The 16,176-nt window shown below is 48.9% G+C and carries 10 protein-coding genes; 7 read left to right on the top strand and 3 right to left on the bottom strand.

The window, feature by feature from the left end; translation table 11 throughout:
• Positions 1-38 precede the first annotated feature (38 nt).
• Complete coding sequence (locus WKT13_RS05035; RefSeq protein WP_298618131.1) at positions 39-1,016, bottom strand: GntR family transcriptional regulator; 978 nt, start codon at positions 1,014-1,016, stop codon at positions 39-41.
• Positions 1,017-1,454: 438 nt separating this feature from the next.
• Here WKT13_RS05035 and WKT13_RS05030 point away from each other — a divergent pair, with 438 nt between their 5' ends.
• Complete coding sequence (locus WKT13_RS05030) at positions 1,455-4,391, top strand: family 16 glycoside hydrolase (RefSeq protein ID WP_340323086.1); 2,937 nt, start codon at positions 1,455-1,457, stop codon at positions 4,389-4,391.
• A gap of 123 nt (positions 4,392-4,514) precedes the next feature.
• Here WKT13_RS05030 and WKT13_RS05025 read toward each other — a convergent pair whose 3' ends face one another.
• Both WKT13_RS05025 and WKT13_RS05020 read right to left on the bottom strand, forming a co-directional pair.
• Positions 4,515-5,372, bottom strand: coding sequence for an enoyl-ACP reductase FabI (locus tag WKT13_RS05025; protein WP_298618133.1), 858 nt, complete (start codon positions 5,370-5,372; stop codon positions 4,515-4,517).
• 88 nt (positions 5,373-5,460) lie between these two features.
• Positions 5,461-5,931: a hypothetical protein gene (locus WKT13_RS05020; RefSeq protein WP_298618134.1), complete on the bottom strand. Its 471-nt coding sequence runs from the start codon at positions 5,929-5,931 to the stop codon at positions 5,461-5,463.
• A gap of 136 nt (positions 5,932-6,067) precedes the next feature.
• Between WKT13_RS05020 and era the strand changes: the two genes are divergently transcribed.
• From era to WKT13_RS04990, 6 genes are all read left to right on the top strand, one after another.
• On the top strand, positions 6,068-6,949 hold the full coding sequence (gene era / locus WKT13_RS05015; RefSeq protein ID WP_340323085.1) for a GTPase Era: 882 nt from the start codon (positions 6,068-6,070) through the stop codon (positions 6,947-6,949).
• A gap of 99 nt (positions 6,950-7,048) precedes the next feature.
• Positions 7,049-8,362, top strand: coding sequence for a ribosome biogenesis GTPase Der (gene der, locus WKT13_RS05010; protein ID WP_340323084.1), 1,314 nt, complete (start codon positions 7,049-7,051; stop codon positions 8,360-8,362).
• A 39-nt stretch (positions 8,363-8,401) separates the two neighbouring features.
• On the top strand, positions 8,402-8,797 hold the full coding sequence (locus WKT13_RS05005; RefSeq protein ID WP_340323083.1) for a hypothetical protein: 396 nt from the start codon (positions 8,402-8,404) through the stop codon (positions 8,795-8,797).
• 18 nt (positions 8,798-8,815) lie between these two features.
• A complete protein-coding gene (locus tag WKT13_RS05000; protein ID WP_340323082.1) occupies positions 8,816-9,745 on the top strand; it encodes a hypothetical protein in 930 nt (309 codons plus the stop codon).
• 1,527 nt (positions 9,746-11,272) lie between these two features.
• Positions 11,273-12,859, top strand: coding sequence for a DUF6377 domain-containing protein (locus tag WKT13_RS04995; RefSeq protein ID WP_340323081.1), 1,587 nt, complete (start codon positions 11,273-11,275; stop codon positions 12,857-12,859).
• A gap of 290 nt (positions 12,860-13,149) precedes the next feature.
• Positions 13,150-16,080 (top strand): hypothetical protein, encoded by a 2,931-nt coding sequence (locus WKT13_RS04990; RefSeq protein ID WP_340323080.1) that lies wholly within the window; start codon positions 13,150-13,152, stop codon positions 16,078-16,080.
• Positions 16,081-16,176: the final 96 nt, after the last annotated feature.

The raw sequence follows: 16,176 nt of genomic DNA, 5'->3' as shown, positions 1-16,176 counted from the left end.
GCTTTTGGTGTATTTTTGGCGCTGTTTGTCTGACGGTCTTACAGCGATTTGCGTATTGTCAGGTTCCAGGCGTTGTCTATGTTTATTATCTCCTTGCGTTTCAGGAGCGACGCCATGGTCTTTCCCATCTTTCTGAAGTCGGTTGACAGCGTGGCTATGCCGCCTGCCAGAATCTCTTTCAGCGTGGTGTCGTTGTATGAGATGATGCCGAATTCGCGGCCGGGCTCCATGTTCTGGCGTGCGGCCTGCTTCAATACCTTGACAAGGTCGGCGTCGTTGGCTATCATGAACAGGTCGGCCGTGCTGATGTGTTTTCCGTTGAAACCGTTCATGTATTTACATTCAAAACCGTTTTCGCGTGCGAATCTCTGAAGTCCGGTGAAGCGTTCGTAAGGCTCTTTTGCCTCGCTCTGTATCATGCAGATGCGTTTGTATTTGTGCAGATGGGGCAGTCCGGAGACAAGGGCGTTGTATGTGTCGTTCTCAAAATTCTGCCCTACGCCTGAGTAACGGCCGCGAAGCTCGGGATGATAGTGGTCGAGCAGGAATACGCGTCCGTTGAGGCTGTCGAGCAGCGGAGCCAGTCCCTGGAACTTTCCCGGCATCAGCACGTATGTGGTGTACTTACCGTTGGCCTCGCGGAGCAGCGTCTCGAACACCCGACGGTTGTAATTATGGAACTGCAGGTCCACCTTGTCGTCCTTGTCGAGGCCCGACATGAAGGCATCGTATAACTCCTGCTTGAATGAGTTCATCTCGTTGAAAAGCAGAAAAATGTTCTGCTTGAGGTTCAGCCGCACGTTGCTCACGAAGTAGCCCACGCCCGGTGCCGACGATATTATGCCGTGGGCTTTCAGTTCCTTTATGCCGGCAAACACCGTGTCGCGTGACAGATTGAACATGTGGCGATACTCGTTGATTGACGGCAGACGGTCGCCTTTGCTTATCTCTCCGTTGTTTATGCCGTCTATCACATGGTTGACCACCAGTTTGTATTTTGATTCGTTCTGTTTCATGTTTTCATTATGTATGTGTGAACACGCGGAATGTCATGTGCAAATATACGTATAATATTCGGTAAAGTGTTTTTCTTTACATAGTTTAATTTCCTTAAATATGGTTTGCATGAGCAAATATTGTCTGGTAGCCAGAATGTTATAAAAATTTAAAAACCGTATCAGTTCGTACCAGTATGGAATATTGTTGCTATATTTGTTGCCGGAATCTAAATTATTATTAACCGTATATAAGCTGTTCCAATGAAGAAACAGGATGTGCGTGATTACTGTCTGCATACCGCGTTTCCGCCTGCCGTATAAGTGCATTGCTGCATAGGTGCGTGACGGACGGATGCTCCCGTACCTGCAAAGCAAGGTGGTGGTGTTTTCACAGAATGACAACTTGGATCATTAATCAGATATATTATATAACAAAATTAAAAACCATACAGCCTTATGAAACAGACTATTGTTGCGTTATTGGCGTCAGTCGTGCCTTTGTCGTTATCTGCACAGACCCGTATAACAGTGGATGCCTCCAAAATAGAAGGCTCTATCCCGGCTCTGATTTACGGTGCCGGGGCAGAGGATGTGAACCATGAGATATACGGCGGATTGTACGACCAGCGTATATTCGGCGAGAGTTTTGAGGAGCCTGCCTTCTCTTTGGTCAACGGTTTTGCGTCTTACGACAACCAGTGGAGCCTGGAGAACGATGTGTTGAGAATAGATACGGACGGCTTCGGTAAGATTGTTTATCAAGATCGAAGCCTGCAGAAGGCGTCTGTAGATGTTGACATGCGCATAGATGGAGCTGATGCCATCGCCGGTTTCATATTCAATGTGAGCGGTGCGGGCAATGGTGCGGATGCTTTCAACGGGTATGAAGTGAGCGTGGATGCGGCAGAACGCAAACTCGTGGTGGGCAAGCATGAGAACAACTGGCAGCCCGTAGCGGAGGTCCCTCTGACCGTAACTCCCGGAGAATGGAACAAACTGCGTGTCGATTTTGACGGGGCGAGGTTCACGGTTTTTCTGAATGGTGACGAGGTATATGATTATGAAGATGTGACGAATCCGCTGACCGGCGGATATGTCGGCCTGAGAAGTTATGACGGTTCTGCCAGTTTCAGAAATCTGCGGATAGACGGTGACATGATAGAATTCAGGGCGTTGCCTCTTGATGTTGAGAACTTCAAGCGTTATGATGACTTCTGGACAGTGACGGACAATGTGATGAAAACCGCGACATCCGCCTTTGCCAAGGCTGTGTATCAGAGTCATGACATGCAGGAAGGTTCGGTAGAGACGGACGTGCGTATGGATGGCAGCCGTTCCATATCGGGTCTTATCGTTGACGTTTCGGATGCGGGCAACGGCGCGGACGGTTTCAGAGGATATGAGATAAGTCTTGATGCGGACGACCATACACTTGTGATTGGCAAGCACGATCATAACTGGCAGCCAATAGAAAGCATCCCTGTGTCGTTCAATTCATCTGACTGGAACAGGCTGCGCGTGGATTTCAACGGAAACACATTTTCCGTATGGCTGAACGGAAAAAGCGTTTACGAATATGTGGACGAGAATACTCCGCTGATGAAAGGTAAGGTGGGAGTGCGCACCTTTGACGGCCCTGCGAGCTTCCGCAACCTGAAGATAAACGGTGAGACTATCGCTCTGAGAAACAGTCCGGTGGGAGTGAGCGCCATGTGGCTTCCTGTCGGCAACGGTGTTTATACTCATGACGGCACGCAGGCGTTCAACGGCACATACTCACAGAAGATCACCGGCACGCAGGGCGACGGCATCTGTAATTTCGGATTGAACAAATGGGGCATCGGTGTTACAGGTGAAGAGCCTATGAAAGGATATGTATATCTTAAAGGTGACGTGGAAAAGGCATACGTGGCATTGCAGAATGCTGACGGCAGCGTGGAATATTGTCGCAAGGAAATAAGCGGAATAGGAGAGGAATGGAAACGTTTCGATTTCGAGATGACGCCGTCGGTATCTGACAATAACGCACGTTTCGTCGTGGCTCTTGACGAAGAAGGTTCGATGTGGGTTGACATGGCAATGCTCCATACGCAGAGTTTTCCTTACAGGGCAGACCTCACCCGGAACTTCATGAACGAGAAACAGACCTTCCTGAGATATGGTGGAACAATGATAAACGCTCCTGAATATAAGGTGAAGAATATGATGGGACCGCGCGACAAACGACCTCCTTACAAGGGTCATTGGTATCGTTACAGTACGAACGGTTTCGGAATAATCGAGTTTGTTGAGTTCGCACGTAAGATAGGAACCGAACCTACCTTCAGCATAAACATCGAAGACGATCCGCAGGACGTCATCGCTCTGCTGGAAGAACTGAAACCTTACGACCTGAAATATATTGAAATAGGAAACGAGGAAAATATCGGCGACGAGTCGTTAGGCGCATACAAGCACTATGTGGAGCGTTTCCTCGCCTTCTACGATGCCATACATCCGCTTTATCCGGAGCTTCAGTTCATCAACGCCGCGTGGTGGCGTCAGGACAAACCGGAGCTTATGGAATATGTGTTCAAGAGTCTTGACGGCAAGGCTGCGCTGTGGGATTATCATCCATGGACCGACGAGATAGACCAGGCACGTGCTGTTGAGACCGAACTTAAGAACATGCGGCAGATGTTCCTCGGCTGGAATCCTCAGACATCGATGAAATGTGCGATACTCGAAGAGAACGGCAATACCCACAATATGCACCGTGCGCTCAGTCACGCCATAGTTCTGAACGCTGTGAGAAAGATGGATGGATTTGTCCAACTCGACAGTCCTGCCAACGCGTTGCAGCCATATCTGCAGAACGATAACGGCTGGGATCAGGGACAGATATTCTTCAACAGTTCCATGTCTTGGTGTCAGCCGCCGTACTACGCACAGCAGATGGCTGCCTCACATCATCAGCCGCTTCTGATAGATAACGTATGTTCGAACCGCAACATCAATATGACTGCGACGCGCAGTGAGGATGGCAGCACCGTTGTATTGCATATAGTGAATACATCTTCTAATGATATATCTGTGGATATCGACATAAAAAATGTCGGCGATATAAGCAATATCAAGAGAGTTTCTCTTTGTGGAGACCTTGCGGACAGGAACACTCCGCACGAACCGGAGAAGATAGTTCCGCAGGAAGTGGAACTGCAGGACATGCAGATGGTACTTGAAGCGAAAAGCTATACGGTGCTCGAAGTTTCGTGTGATGTGCCAGACAATATCAATGATGTGACGCTGGAGGAAAACCAGGACAGTGTTTATTATAATATCTCCGGCCAGAGAGTCGCCGATCCGCAGCACGGAATATATATAAACAACAGCGGTCAGAAAGTGATAATGTGAGCATGACGGCTGGCGAGGATATATCTGTTGCCGGCTAGTATTGCTGAGAAAGACCATAAAGAAACGGCATCGCGAAAATTCCGCGATGCCGTTTCTTTATGGTATATTTGCGTTTTGTGCTTATTATCCGTAGATAATCTTTCCGTTCTCGTCCTCGTAAGGAGCGAGATCCTTTGCATACTGGTTCATGGCTCTGAGGCTCATACCCATTGAAGAGAATCCTCCGTCGTGGAAGAGGTTCTGCATTGTCACCTTGCGGGTGAAGTCGGAGAACATCATTACGCAGTAGTTTGCGCACTCCTCTGCAGATGCGTTGCCCAGAGGTGACATCTTGTTGGAGAAGTCCATGAGGTTGTCCATATCCTTGATACCTTTTCCTGCTGTTGTAGGAGTAGGCGACTGAGATATGGTGTTGATGCGTACGTTCTTCTCACGGCCGTAGATGTAACCGAAGCTGCGCGCGATGCTTTCGAGCATGCTCTTGGCGTCGGCCATGTCGTTGTAGCCGAAGAATGTGCGCTGAGAAGCGACGTATGTCAGTGCTACCACCGAACCGTATTCGGCGATGGCGTCCTGTTTCTTTGCAACCTGAAGCATCTTGTGGAATGAGATGGCCGAGATGTCGAGTGTCTTCTGCAGATAACCGTAGTCCAGATCATCGTATGTACGGCGTTTGCGTACGTTGGGGCTCATTCCGATAGAGTGGAGTACAAAGTCGATTTTGCCTCCGAGGAGTTTCACTGATTCAGCGAATACCTTTTCCAGATCTTCAACGCTTGTAGCATCGGCAGCCACAACGGGAGCGTTGAGTTTTTTGCTCAGTTCGTCGAGCGTACCCATGCGGAGTGCCATCGGAGTGTTACTCAGAGTGATGGTGGCACCTTCTTCAACGGCTTTCACAGCCACTTTCCATGCAATGGAGTCTTCGTTAAGCGCACCGAAAATAATACCGCGCTTACCTTTCAATAAATTGTGAGTCATTATTTATATTTCGTTGATTCGTCTGCAAAATTAGTATAAAATCGTGAAAAACACGGGTTTTACGCGAAATATTGCGGATTTTTGCTGTCTATTCCACTCTTTTCAGCTCACTGAAAGGATATAAGTCGATGTGCAGCACGTCGTTATCGACATTCCGAAAGTCAATCATACGGCCCACGGTGCCGCCTTCCTGGCGTTCTTTAAGATAAAGTATGGGGCGCAGTTCGTCGTTGTCGTTGCGCACCACGTTCAGAGACCATGTCCCCTCGCTTTTGTATTCGAGAGTGCTTGTCCATTCTCCGTTGTCGTCGGGAGTCAGTGCCGATTCGACGAGTGTGAACGTCCTGTCCTCGTTCAGTTTCAGATTGACCACGCTTTTCAGCTGTCCGTCCTCTCTCGGCATTTCGTTCTGCCATTCTCCGTACATCAGACTCAGGTATTTTTCTTTCAGTTCCTGCAGCGCCTTGTATGCGCCGGGATCGGTGGGTCGGGGCTCGTTGCTGCACGAACAGAGCAGAGTCACGGCCATCAGCAGCATCAGACAGATTTTCTTCATCATGTATCCAGTGTTTTGTTGTTTGCATTATAACGGGCGCAGACTGTCTTTATTGTGCGTGTCATTTCTGTTTATTCTTACTGTGTAATGTTGTAAGTGCAGAATTTTTTACGTATCTTTGCTGCAATAAATATATAGTATGCACAAAGCAGGTTTTGTAAATATAGTGGGAAATCCCAACGTCGGCAAGTCAACACTGATGAATCAGCTTGTCGGCGAGCGCATATCCATTGCCACATTCAAGGCGCAGACCACGCGCCACCGCATCATGGGCATTGTCAACACGGACGATGCGCAGATAGTTTTTTCGGACACTCCGGGTGTGCTGAAGCCCAACTACAAGCTCCAGGAGTCTATGCTCGCCTTCTCGGAGTCGGCGCTTCAGGATGCTGACGTGCTGCTCTACGTCACCGATGTGGTGGAGAACCCCGAGAAGAATATGGACTTTCTTGAGAAGGTGGGCAAGATGACCATTCCCGTGCTGCTGCTCATCAACAAGATAGACCAGAGCGACAACAAGACGCTGGGCGACCTTGTGGAGAAATGGCACGGCCTGTTGCCATCGGCCGAGATACTGCCGATATCGGCTCAGAACAAGTTCGGCATCGACTTGCTCATGAAACGCATTAAGGAGCTTCTGCCCGATTCGCCGCCTTATTTCGACAAGGACCAGCTGACGGACAAGCCCGCCCGCTTTTTCGTGAGCGAGATTGTGCGCGAGAAAATCCTGCTTTACTATTCGAAGGAAATTCCTTATTCTGTCGAGGTGAGGGTGGAGTCGTTCAAGGAAACGGACAACCTCATACGCATAGGAGCCGTGATATACGTGGAGCGCGACTCGCAGAAAGGCATCATCATAGGTCATCAGGGCATCGCGCTGAAGAAAGTGAGCACCGAGAGCCGCAAGTCTCTGGAGAAGTTCTTCGGCAAGAACGTCTATCTGGAGATATTCGTCAAGGTGGACAAAGACTGGCGCAACTCCAAGCGTGAGCTCGACAGCTTCGGATACAATCCTGTATGACGCCTGCCGCCCATGCGGCGGACATACGCCTGAAGGATGCGTGATAGGTGCGCCCTTACGGCATACATCATTATCGTTGAAATCAAAAACATCTGAAAAATGGCAAATTTAGTAGCAATAGTCGGACGCCCTAATGTAGGCAAATCGACACTTTTCAACAGACTGACAAAGACGCGCAGTGCCATCGTGAGTGATACTGCGGGCACAACGCGCGACCGCCAGTACGGCAAGTGCGACTGGAACGGCCGTGAGTTCTCCGTCGTTGACACCGGCGGATGGGTTGTCAATTCAGACGACATATTTGAGGACGCCATACGCAAGCAGGTGCTTGTGGCAACAGAGGAGGCCGACCTCATTCTGTTCCTCGTCGACGTGACCACCGGACTGACCGACTGGGACGAGGACGTGGCTGCAATATTGCGCCGCACCAAGCGCCCCGTGATACTCGTTGCAAACAAGACCGACAACAACAATCAGATATACGACGCGGCCGAGTTCTACGCACTCGGACTGGGCGACCCGCAGTGCATCAGCTCTGCAACCGGCAGCGGAACGGGCGATCTGCTCGACCTCGTGCTCTCAAAACTGCCCGAAGACAAGAGCGAACTGCTCGAAGACGGTATTCCGCGCTTCGCTGTTGTGGGACGTCCTAATGCAGGAAAGAGCAGTCTGATAAACGCCTTCATAGGCGAAGACCGCAATATCGTGACCGAGATAGCCGGAACAACTCGCGACAGCATATACACCCGCTACGACAAGTTCGGCTTCGACTTCTATCTTGTCGATACCGCCGGCATACGCCGCAAGAACAAGGTGACGGAAGATCTGGAGTTCTATTCGGTGATGCGTTCCATACGTGCCATTGAGTATTCGGACGTCTGCATACTCATGATAGATGCAACCCGCGGCATCGAGGCGCAGGACATGAACATATTCCAGCTCATACAGCGCAACAACAAGTCGCTTGTGGTGGTGGTGAACAAGTGGGACCTCGTGGAGAACAAGGATCAGGTGGTGATAAAGACCTTCGAGAACGCCATACGCGAACGCATGGCTCCGTTTGTCGATTTCCCCATCATCTTCGCCTCGGCCCTTACCAAGCAGCGCATCTTCAAGGTGCTCGAGATGGCCAAGAGCGTATATCTCAACCGCAAGTCGAAGGTAGGAACGGCCAAGCTCAACGAGGTGATGCTTCCTCTTATCGAGGCTTATCCGCCACCATCGATAAAGGGCAAGTACATCAAGATAAAATACTGCACGCAGCTTCCCAACACGCAGATACCTTCGTTCGTGTTCTATGCCAACCTGCCGCAGTATGTCAAGGAGCCTTACCGCCGCTTCCTTGAGAACAAGATACGCGAGAACTGGCCTATGCACGGCTGTCCGATAAACATATTCATCAGACAGAAGTGACACTCAATATGGCCTTACACTCATAAAACAACGATCAGTATGCGCAGATTGTTTATAATTGCGGCCATTGCGGTCGCTGCGATGTGGGCGTGCTCTGAGCAGAAACCGTCGGCCGACGAAATGGCCGGCCGCACGGCAAAGCTCTACTACGACTATCTCGTGGAAGGCAAATACGACGCTTATGTAGACGGCTTCTTCCAGCCCGACAGCATTCCCGGCGTGTATCGCGAGCAGCTCATAGCCAACGCCAAGATGTTCGAAGCCCAGCAGCACGAGGAACGCAAGGGCATAGCCTCCGTGCGTCTGCTGCGTGCCCGCGCCGATACAGCCCGCCATGTGGCCAGCGCCTATCTTCTGCTCTGCTATGGCGACAGCACCAGAGAGGAGATTGTCGTGCCGATGGTGGAGCACAAGGGCGTATGGATGATGAAATAAAGAAACACCCACCTGCTTATGGTATGGCTCAGACACATATTGTTTGCCGTGACGGTATGCGTGGTTCCGATTGTAGTCCACGCACAGGAACCGGTGGAGAAACCGGACGTCGGACAAAGCATTCCGGACGTCACGCAGAGTCCTGAGCCCGACCTTGGCGGCATACCTGTCACGCGCAAGCCGTTCACCACACTTCCCGGCAAGGCGCCACAACAGCCCGCCACCACTGCCGACAGCACCATGCGCCGCATTGCCGGAGCCATGTCAGCACGCTATTATCCGTCGGTGTATCCGCGCGGTGGAGCCGATTTCTCACGCAACATTTTCTTCTACGACTACTCTTCCGGCGGCGACCTGATGCGCTGGAAGGGCGGAGCCCTCGTGGGAAGCGGCAGCCGTACCACGATGCCCGGACTATTCTCGCATCAGAATGCGTCGCTCCAGGCTGTACATACAGTAGGAAACCTCATGTTCACGGCAGGCGTTACGGCCGACCGCTATCTGCTCACGCGCGGCCTGAAGACCGTCTATGGTATCAACGCCTCGGCCACATACAACTTCAACGAAAATCTGTCGCTCACCGTCTTCGGCCGGTTCTACAACAATTCGCCGTACGTTTCGATGGCCGCCATGCCCTATATCGGCAGCTCTGCCTACGGTGGATATGTCAGTTACACGGGCGAGAGGTTCGGCATAAACCTTGGTGTGGAACGGGTGTACGATCCTTTCCTCCGTCGCTGGACCACCGTGCCCATAGTGACGCCAATGATCAACTTCGGCCGCGGCATAGTGGTAGAACTGCCCGTTGGATGGTTTGTGAAGGAGCTGGTGGAGGATGCCGTGTACGACAAGAAGCAGCCACGCAATCCTACTATTCTCCCGCCCACGCTGCCACCGCCCTCACCTTCGGTCATACCTCCGCCATCGGGCACCGACGGCAGCTTCTGAATCTTATAATTGGTTATTCTCAAATATAATCGCGCACCGGCCTACTCATACCTCGTTTTTAGTTCGGATGTACGTGGGCAAACGCATTTCCTGCCGTTTATATGCTGAAAATGAAGAGTATGTCAGGTTATTGTCGTACCGCCGTTTATATTTATAGTGCAGACGGCGGACCGTTTCCTGTTCTGTGATAAACAGCGCTTCATACTCCCACAAAACTGTTTCTGCATACTCATTGCGCCTTTTTCGCACCATGTAGAAGCACGTCTCAGCCGTTGGAAAGCACTTTCCGACGTATCATAAAGGCCCGTTGGAAATACGGTGTGGATTGATTATACTAAAACCCTGCAGCTTGAATCCCGAACCGACGATGTTGTTCCTCTTTTGAAATAAAAACAAAACGGGGCACTTACAGATTTTCAGTTCTCTGTGGTTTTCGCGTCTGAGTTTTCTGTTCTACCCCGAAAAATTAGCGAGTATTTGCGGGCTGACTCTCCTTCGGACGCAAATACGCGAATTATGAGAGGTTTTTATAAGATGCTGAGTGTCAGATATTTATATTTGATAACCGTTTTTCCGTCCTGCAATAAGCACCGTTTCAGCATGCGTTATTGTCCATATCAGGGGCTGAAATGCTTAATATCACGCCATGATACAGACGGAATCAGACCCTCAAACGGGCATTATCAGAACGTCGGACGATTTGTTTCGGAATATAGTATGGGGTATGTCAAAATGCTGTTCGGGCGGAAAGAGCCTTTATTATATGGAATTTGACATTCCCTTACGTCTGTTTTCCGAAAATATTTTGTCAAAAAAAAGTCAAGAAAAACTGTAAGTCCGCCTCTCGGGTTTTCTTCAGAAACGCTGATTCTGTAATATGGAAAAGCACTGAAAGATATGCAACAAGCGTGCTGTGAGGGCGTGTCGGTTGCGGCAGTGTGAATTTATCATTAGGGGGGAAAGCCCCGTTGCTGTTCATGCCACATTGCGGTGTCCTGCCATTTTAGGTTATTCTATGATGATTTATGGATTAAAAACAATCCACACGGAATTTCTACAGAACTGTAATGTCCCTTTCTCTTGTCTGCTTCCTGCTCCTGTCGGCCGGCTTTTCCGGTGGTTGAGGCTCATTTATGGCGTTTTCTCTGCCATACGTCCATACTGCATCTGAAAAATCGGAGGGTTAAAACTGTCGTGGCGTTAACTTAAAATAGATATAAAATCCAAGTTTTCAGACATAGCGTGTATGTATGTCTTCTGCTTTGGCATCCGCATCGCGCGCAAATAAAAATATGTCTTAAAATTTTAAGGCTATCGTTTTTCTTTTTTCAAAAAATATGTAACTTTGTGAAACAATCTATATCATCTGCTTCTACTTTTACCGTGCCTTGCGTACACATACATCCGGCTGGATGTACTGCATGCGGGAGATGAGGCAGATTCTGACGATACAGGACGTCATGTGTAGCCGCCACCATGCGGCACAAATCAGAAGTACTGTTATAATTACAGAAAAAAGAACACACGATGAAATCCTTGATAATTATACTACTGACAATATGTCTCCTTCCTCTTACGTCCTCCGCTTCTGACGAAGTGGAGTTCTGGCTGCGCAAACTGGACCACAGTCTTGAGCACAAGGATAAGTATGAGAATGTGAAGAAGCACCGTATAGCATATCTGCGCCGTTCGCTTAATGTTGCAAAAGGACCGGTGCGACGCTACAAACTGTGTCATAGTCTTTTTGAGGAGTACAAGGCCTATCGCAACGATTCGGCTATGGCTTATGCATGGCAGTGCATGCAGCTGGCCGAAAAGACCGGCAATGACGACATGATGGTGGAGGCCCGTTGCGCCGTTGCCTTCTGTCAGATATCGGCGGGCATCATGAACGAAGCCTACAACACGATTTCTGTCATAAATCCCGAGCACCTGGACGTGAAGCAGAAAAGAGACTATTATAGTCTGTGTTCGAAATTGTGGCAGGAAAATGCCAATTATACCAACGGCACGCCTTACTGCGACAATTACAAGAAGAAGAGCATAGCCTATGTGGACACGCTTGTTATGCTGACTCCGAAGAACAGTGCCGAGTACTGGATGCACATGTGTACGCTGCAGATGCGTACCGGACAGTGGGAGAAAAGCATCGAGGCGTTCAGAAATTTCCAGAAGTATGGCAACGTGGACAGTCATACCAAGGCTATGACCTATGCGGTGGTGGCATGGGCATTCACCGGACAGGGCCAGACGGACAGTGCCAAGGTGTATTTCGCAAGGTCGGCCATCTACGACAATATTTCGTGCACACGTGAGATAACGGCGCTTTATCTGCTTGCCAAACTCATATATAAGGACGATTACAACCGCGCAAGCCGTTACATACATCTCGCACTCAACGACATCACTTTCTACGATTCGCGCCAGCGCAAGATAGACCTTGGAGCCATATTGCCGCTCATCGAGCAGGACCGTTATGAGGCCATACGCAGCCAGCGCAATTACTTCATGCTTGCCGCCGCGCTCTTCGTGGTGCTGCTTGCTGTGTCGTTGCTGTCGGTGAGATTTGTCAGACGCAAGAATGCAAAGATAATGCAGGCGCGCAATACCATCAGCGAGAACCTGGCACAGCTGCGTGAGGTGAACCGGCAACTCACCGAGGCGAACAAGATCAAGAACGAATATATCGGCATGTCGTTCTGTGCCAACTCTGAGCTTTTGTCAAGATTACAGAAACTCTTCACCGTGCTCGACCACAAGATTGTGGCTCATCAGTATGGCGACCTGCGCGCAATAATCGACCGCACTGTGCTCGACACCGAGCGCGACAGTATGTATGCGTCGTTCGACGCTGCGTTCCTCAAACTGTTCCCGGACTTCATCGAGAAATACAATCTGCTGTTCGACGAGAAGTATCGCACCATACCGCGAAAGAATTCTCTGACATCCGAAATGCGCATCTTCGCACTTATACGTCTTGGCATAAACGACAGCGAGCGCATTGCCAACTTCCTGAACTACTCGGTGCATACGGTCAACACATACAAGACGCGTGTGAAAAACCGCTCACTGCTCGACAACAGTAAGTTCGAACCGGCCATAATTGCCATCTGAAAACCTGCCGGCCGTATGGGCAGTAAGCTCTCCGCAGGTCGTATAATACATCCGAAAAACACATGAACAAGGCATGTTTTTCATGTCTTATTCTTTATTCTGTACTGTATTTTCTGTAATACAAAACGGTTACATGGCGAAATGTAACATGTTGATAATCAGTTGTATGTGATTATACAACTGATAAAATCATTATACAAGTACTAAAAACGCTGATATATTTTTCTTTTTTTTCTAATTTTGCATGGTACGAATCTAAATTTTATATAAACCTAAATTAATTTTAACGTATGATTAAACGATTACCTATTTATCTTTTGTTGACAGCCTTAGGTACTGGGGCCGTGTCTGGCGCATATGCAATAGACATAAAAGATGATGTTTATCAGATTGCGACGGCATCTGATCTGATGGAGTTCTCCAATCTTGTAAGTGGAGGCAGCAGCAACATCCGTGGTGTGCTTACCAACGATGTGGACATGTCGGGTGTGGAGTTCTCACCCATCGGCAATAGTGAAGTGCCTTTCAACGGAACCTTTGACGGAAACTGTCATTATGTGCGCAATCTTAATATCGATGCACCGGGACAGAGCTATGTTGGATTATTCGGAGCTGTGGCCGACGGTGCTTATATAAAGAATGTGATTGTCGACGCTGCCAGCTCAATCAATGGCGAGGAGTTCTGCGGCGGTATTGCCGGCGGATCTGTTGGCGGTGGAACGGTGACTATCGAAAACTGCGGTAATGAGGCATCGGTTTATGCAAACGGAGCAAATGCAGCAGGCATCATCGGAGTGAGCTATCTGGGAAGTTGCAACTTCAATATAAGCAACTGTTATAACGCCGGAAATATAGACGGCGGACGTGAGAGCGCTGCCATCTCCGGTTGGGTAGGCGGCGGTTCTGTCATCAGAAACTGCTATAACGCTGGAAACATCGTCGGTATGGACGGCACACAATCGCTCTACCGCAATACTTGTACATCGTCAGGTCTTTACGACATATATGGTTATCAGGGCACTCCGGTGAGTGTGGAGGAACTGGAGAGTGGTGCTGCAGCATACGCGATGAACAACAACGGCAATAATAATATATGGTATCAGACACTTGGTGAGGACAGCCAGCCGGTGCCTTTCAATACACACGGTACCGTGTATGTAGTGGGAGACCTTAACTGCGACGGTACACCGGCAGGCCAGATAAACGGTTATTCAAACGAAGATCTCTCTGTACGTGAACCACACGATTATGTAGACGGAGTATGCTCTGCTTGTGGAGATGTCAATACCGATTTCATGTCACCCGATGCAGAAGGCATGTATGCTATTTCTACACCGCAGCAGCTCTACTGGTTTGCAGCTTATACTAACAGGGTTGATGCTGCTGCCAGTGCATATCTCACTGCTGACATAGATTTTAGCAGCTACAGTGCTAAAGGTGTGATGATTGGTGAAGTGGAGGAAAATTCGTATACAGGAACATTCGACGGTCGCGAACATAAGATAACAATCGCTTATGACACAAGTAATGACAACGTGGCTCTGTTCCGTTTTATAAAGAATTCTACAATACGTAACCTGCTCACTACAGGAACAATCAACACTTCTGCACGTTATGCCGGAGGTATCTTGTGTAGGTCGGCCGGTTCTTCGCTCATCGAGAATTGTGTTAGCGACGTCAACATCACATCGTCTTATTCAGGTGATGCTACACACGGAGGACTTGCTTCCAACACACATGACAATATTGTATTCCGCAACTGTGGCTATGCCGGACAGATAGATGCTCCGCAAAGTGAAGGTAGTGCGGGAATCATCGGATATGCTCATGGAGCTAAGGAAATTCTGTTGCAGAATGTTTATGTGATAAGCAATCTTAATTTCTCAACATCAGGATTGTATGACGTGTTCGCACGCAATAACGTACAGTATGACAACTGCTATTATTGGACACCATTCCTGGACACAGAAGACGCGACATTACTCAAGGATGAAGATGCAGCTGCTTCAGGTGAGTTGTGTTATATGCTCAATGCATTCAGCTCTTGCGGAGCATCTTGGACGCAGACTCTAGGCGCCGATGCTTATCCGTTGCCTTTCATGAGTCATAAGACTGTGAATGTGGCCGGTGACGTCAACTGTGACAAGACACTGGGTGCCAATGCTACATTCACAAACGACGAGGCGGTGACAAATGTTCATGAGCATGATTATATTGATGGTGTCTGTCAGAACTGTGGTGCACGCTATATCACAACTGCAGAACAACTCATGGCTGCTGCCGACGACATTGCGACCGGGTTTGCAAGCCGGATGATGAACATTACACTTGGTGCTGATATTGATATGAGCGGCATATACAATTATCCTGGTATAGGAACTGTGGATTATCCTTATGGAGGAGTGTTTGAAGGCAATGGACACCGTATCTACAATCTGATGATAGAGAATGATATGGAAGGCAATAAAGGATTGTTCGGTGTTATAAACGGAGGTGCAAAGATCAGAAATGTGATAATGGATGCTTCGTGCTATATCTATGCAAAAGCATGGGCCGGAGGTATCGTTGGAACAATTGTCAATAAAGGACTTGTTGAGATTACCGGTTGTGGCAATGAGGCAGATATCACTGTTACTGGTGCAAATGCCGGTGGTATACTTGGTGTGAACGACCAGCAGAAGGCTCTTGTATATATCACGAATTGTTATAATACAGGTATCATAACTGCACAACGCGAAAGTGCAGGACTGTCAGGATGGCTTGGCGATAGAGCAGAAATTGTCAACTGCTATAATGCAGGAGAGGTCATTCTTCAATCACCCGATGCAAACAATAGTTTTGCACGTGGAAATAAGACTGGATTTACCAACTGCTACGAACTTGACGGCTCACAGGTGACAAGCGTCACAAGTACTCAGGTTAGAAACGGTGAACTGTGTTACCTGCTCAATGGTAAGAAGAGCGAGGATGTGGTATTCTTCCAAACACTTGATGAAGACATGCATCCGGTGCTTGACAAGACACACAAAGTGGTTTACTTCGATGGCACAGACTATGTGAACGAACTTGATACAGACGCAATAGAAGACATCGAAAACGCTGCCGATGCCAAGGTTGAGGGCATCTGGTCGCTTTCCGGTGCGAAGATGCAGACACTGCAGAGAGGCATCAATATCGTGAAGATGTCTGACGGAACAGTGCGCAAAGTGCTTGTGAAATAAACATAAATCCTGAATTCCTGAGTCCGGCCTGCAATATGGCAGGCCGGAGCAGGAAATATGTTACGCAAAGATTCACCTGTGCTGTAGATAAAGTCT

Origin of the sequence: Prevotella sp. HCN-7019 (assembly GCF_037890215.1) — a bacterium.
Classification (GTDB): Bacteria; Bacteroidota; Bacteroidia; order Bacteroidales; family Bacteroidaceae; genus Prevotella.
Note: the sequence above shows the minus strand (reverse complement) of the source record. Positions and strands in the feature narration are given on the sequence as shown.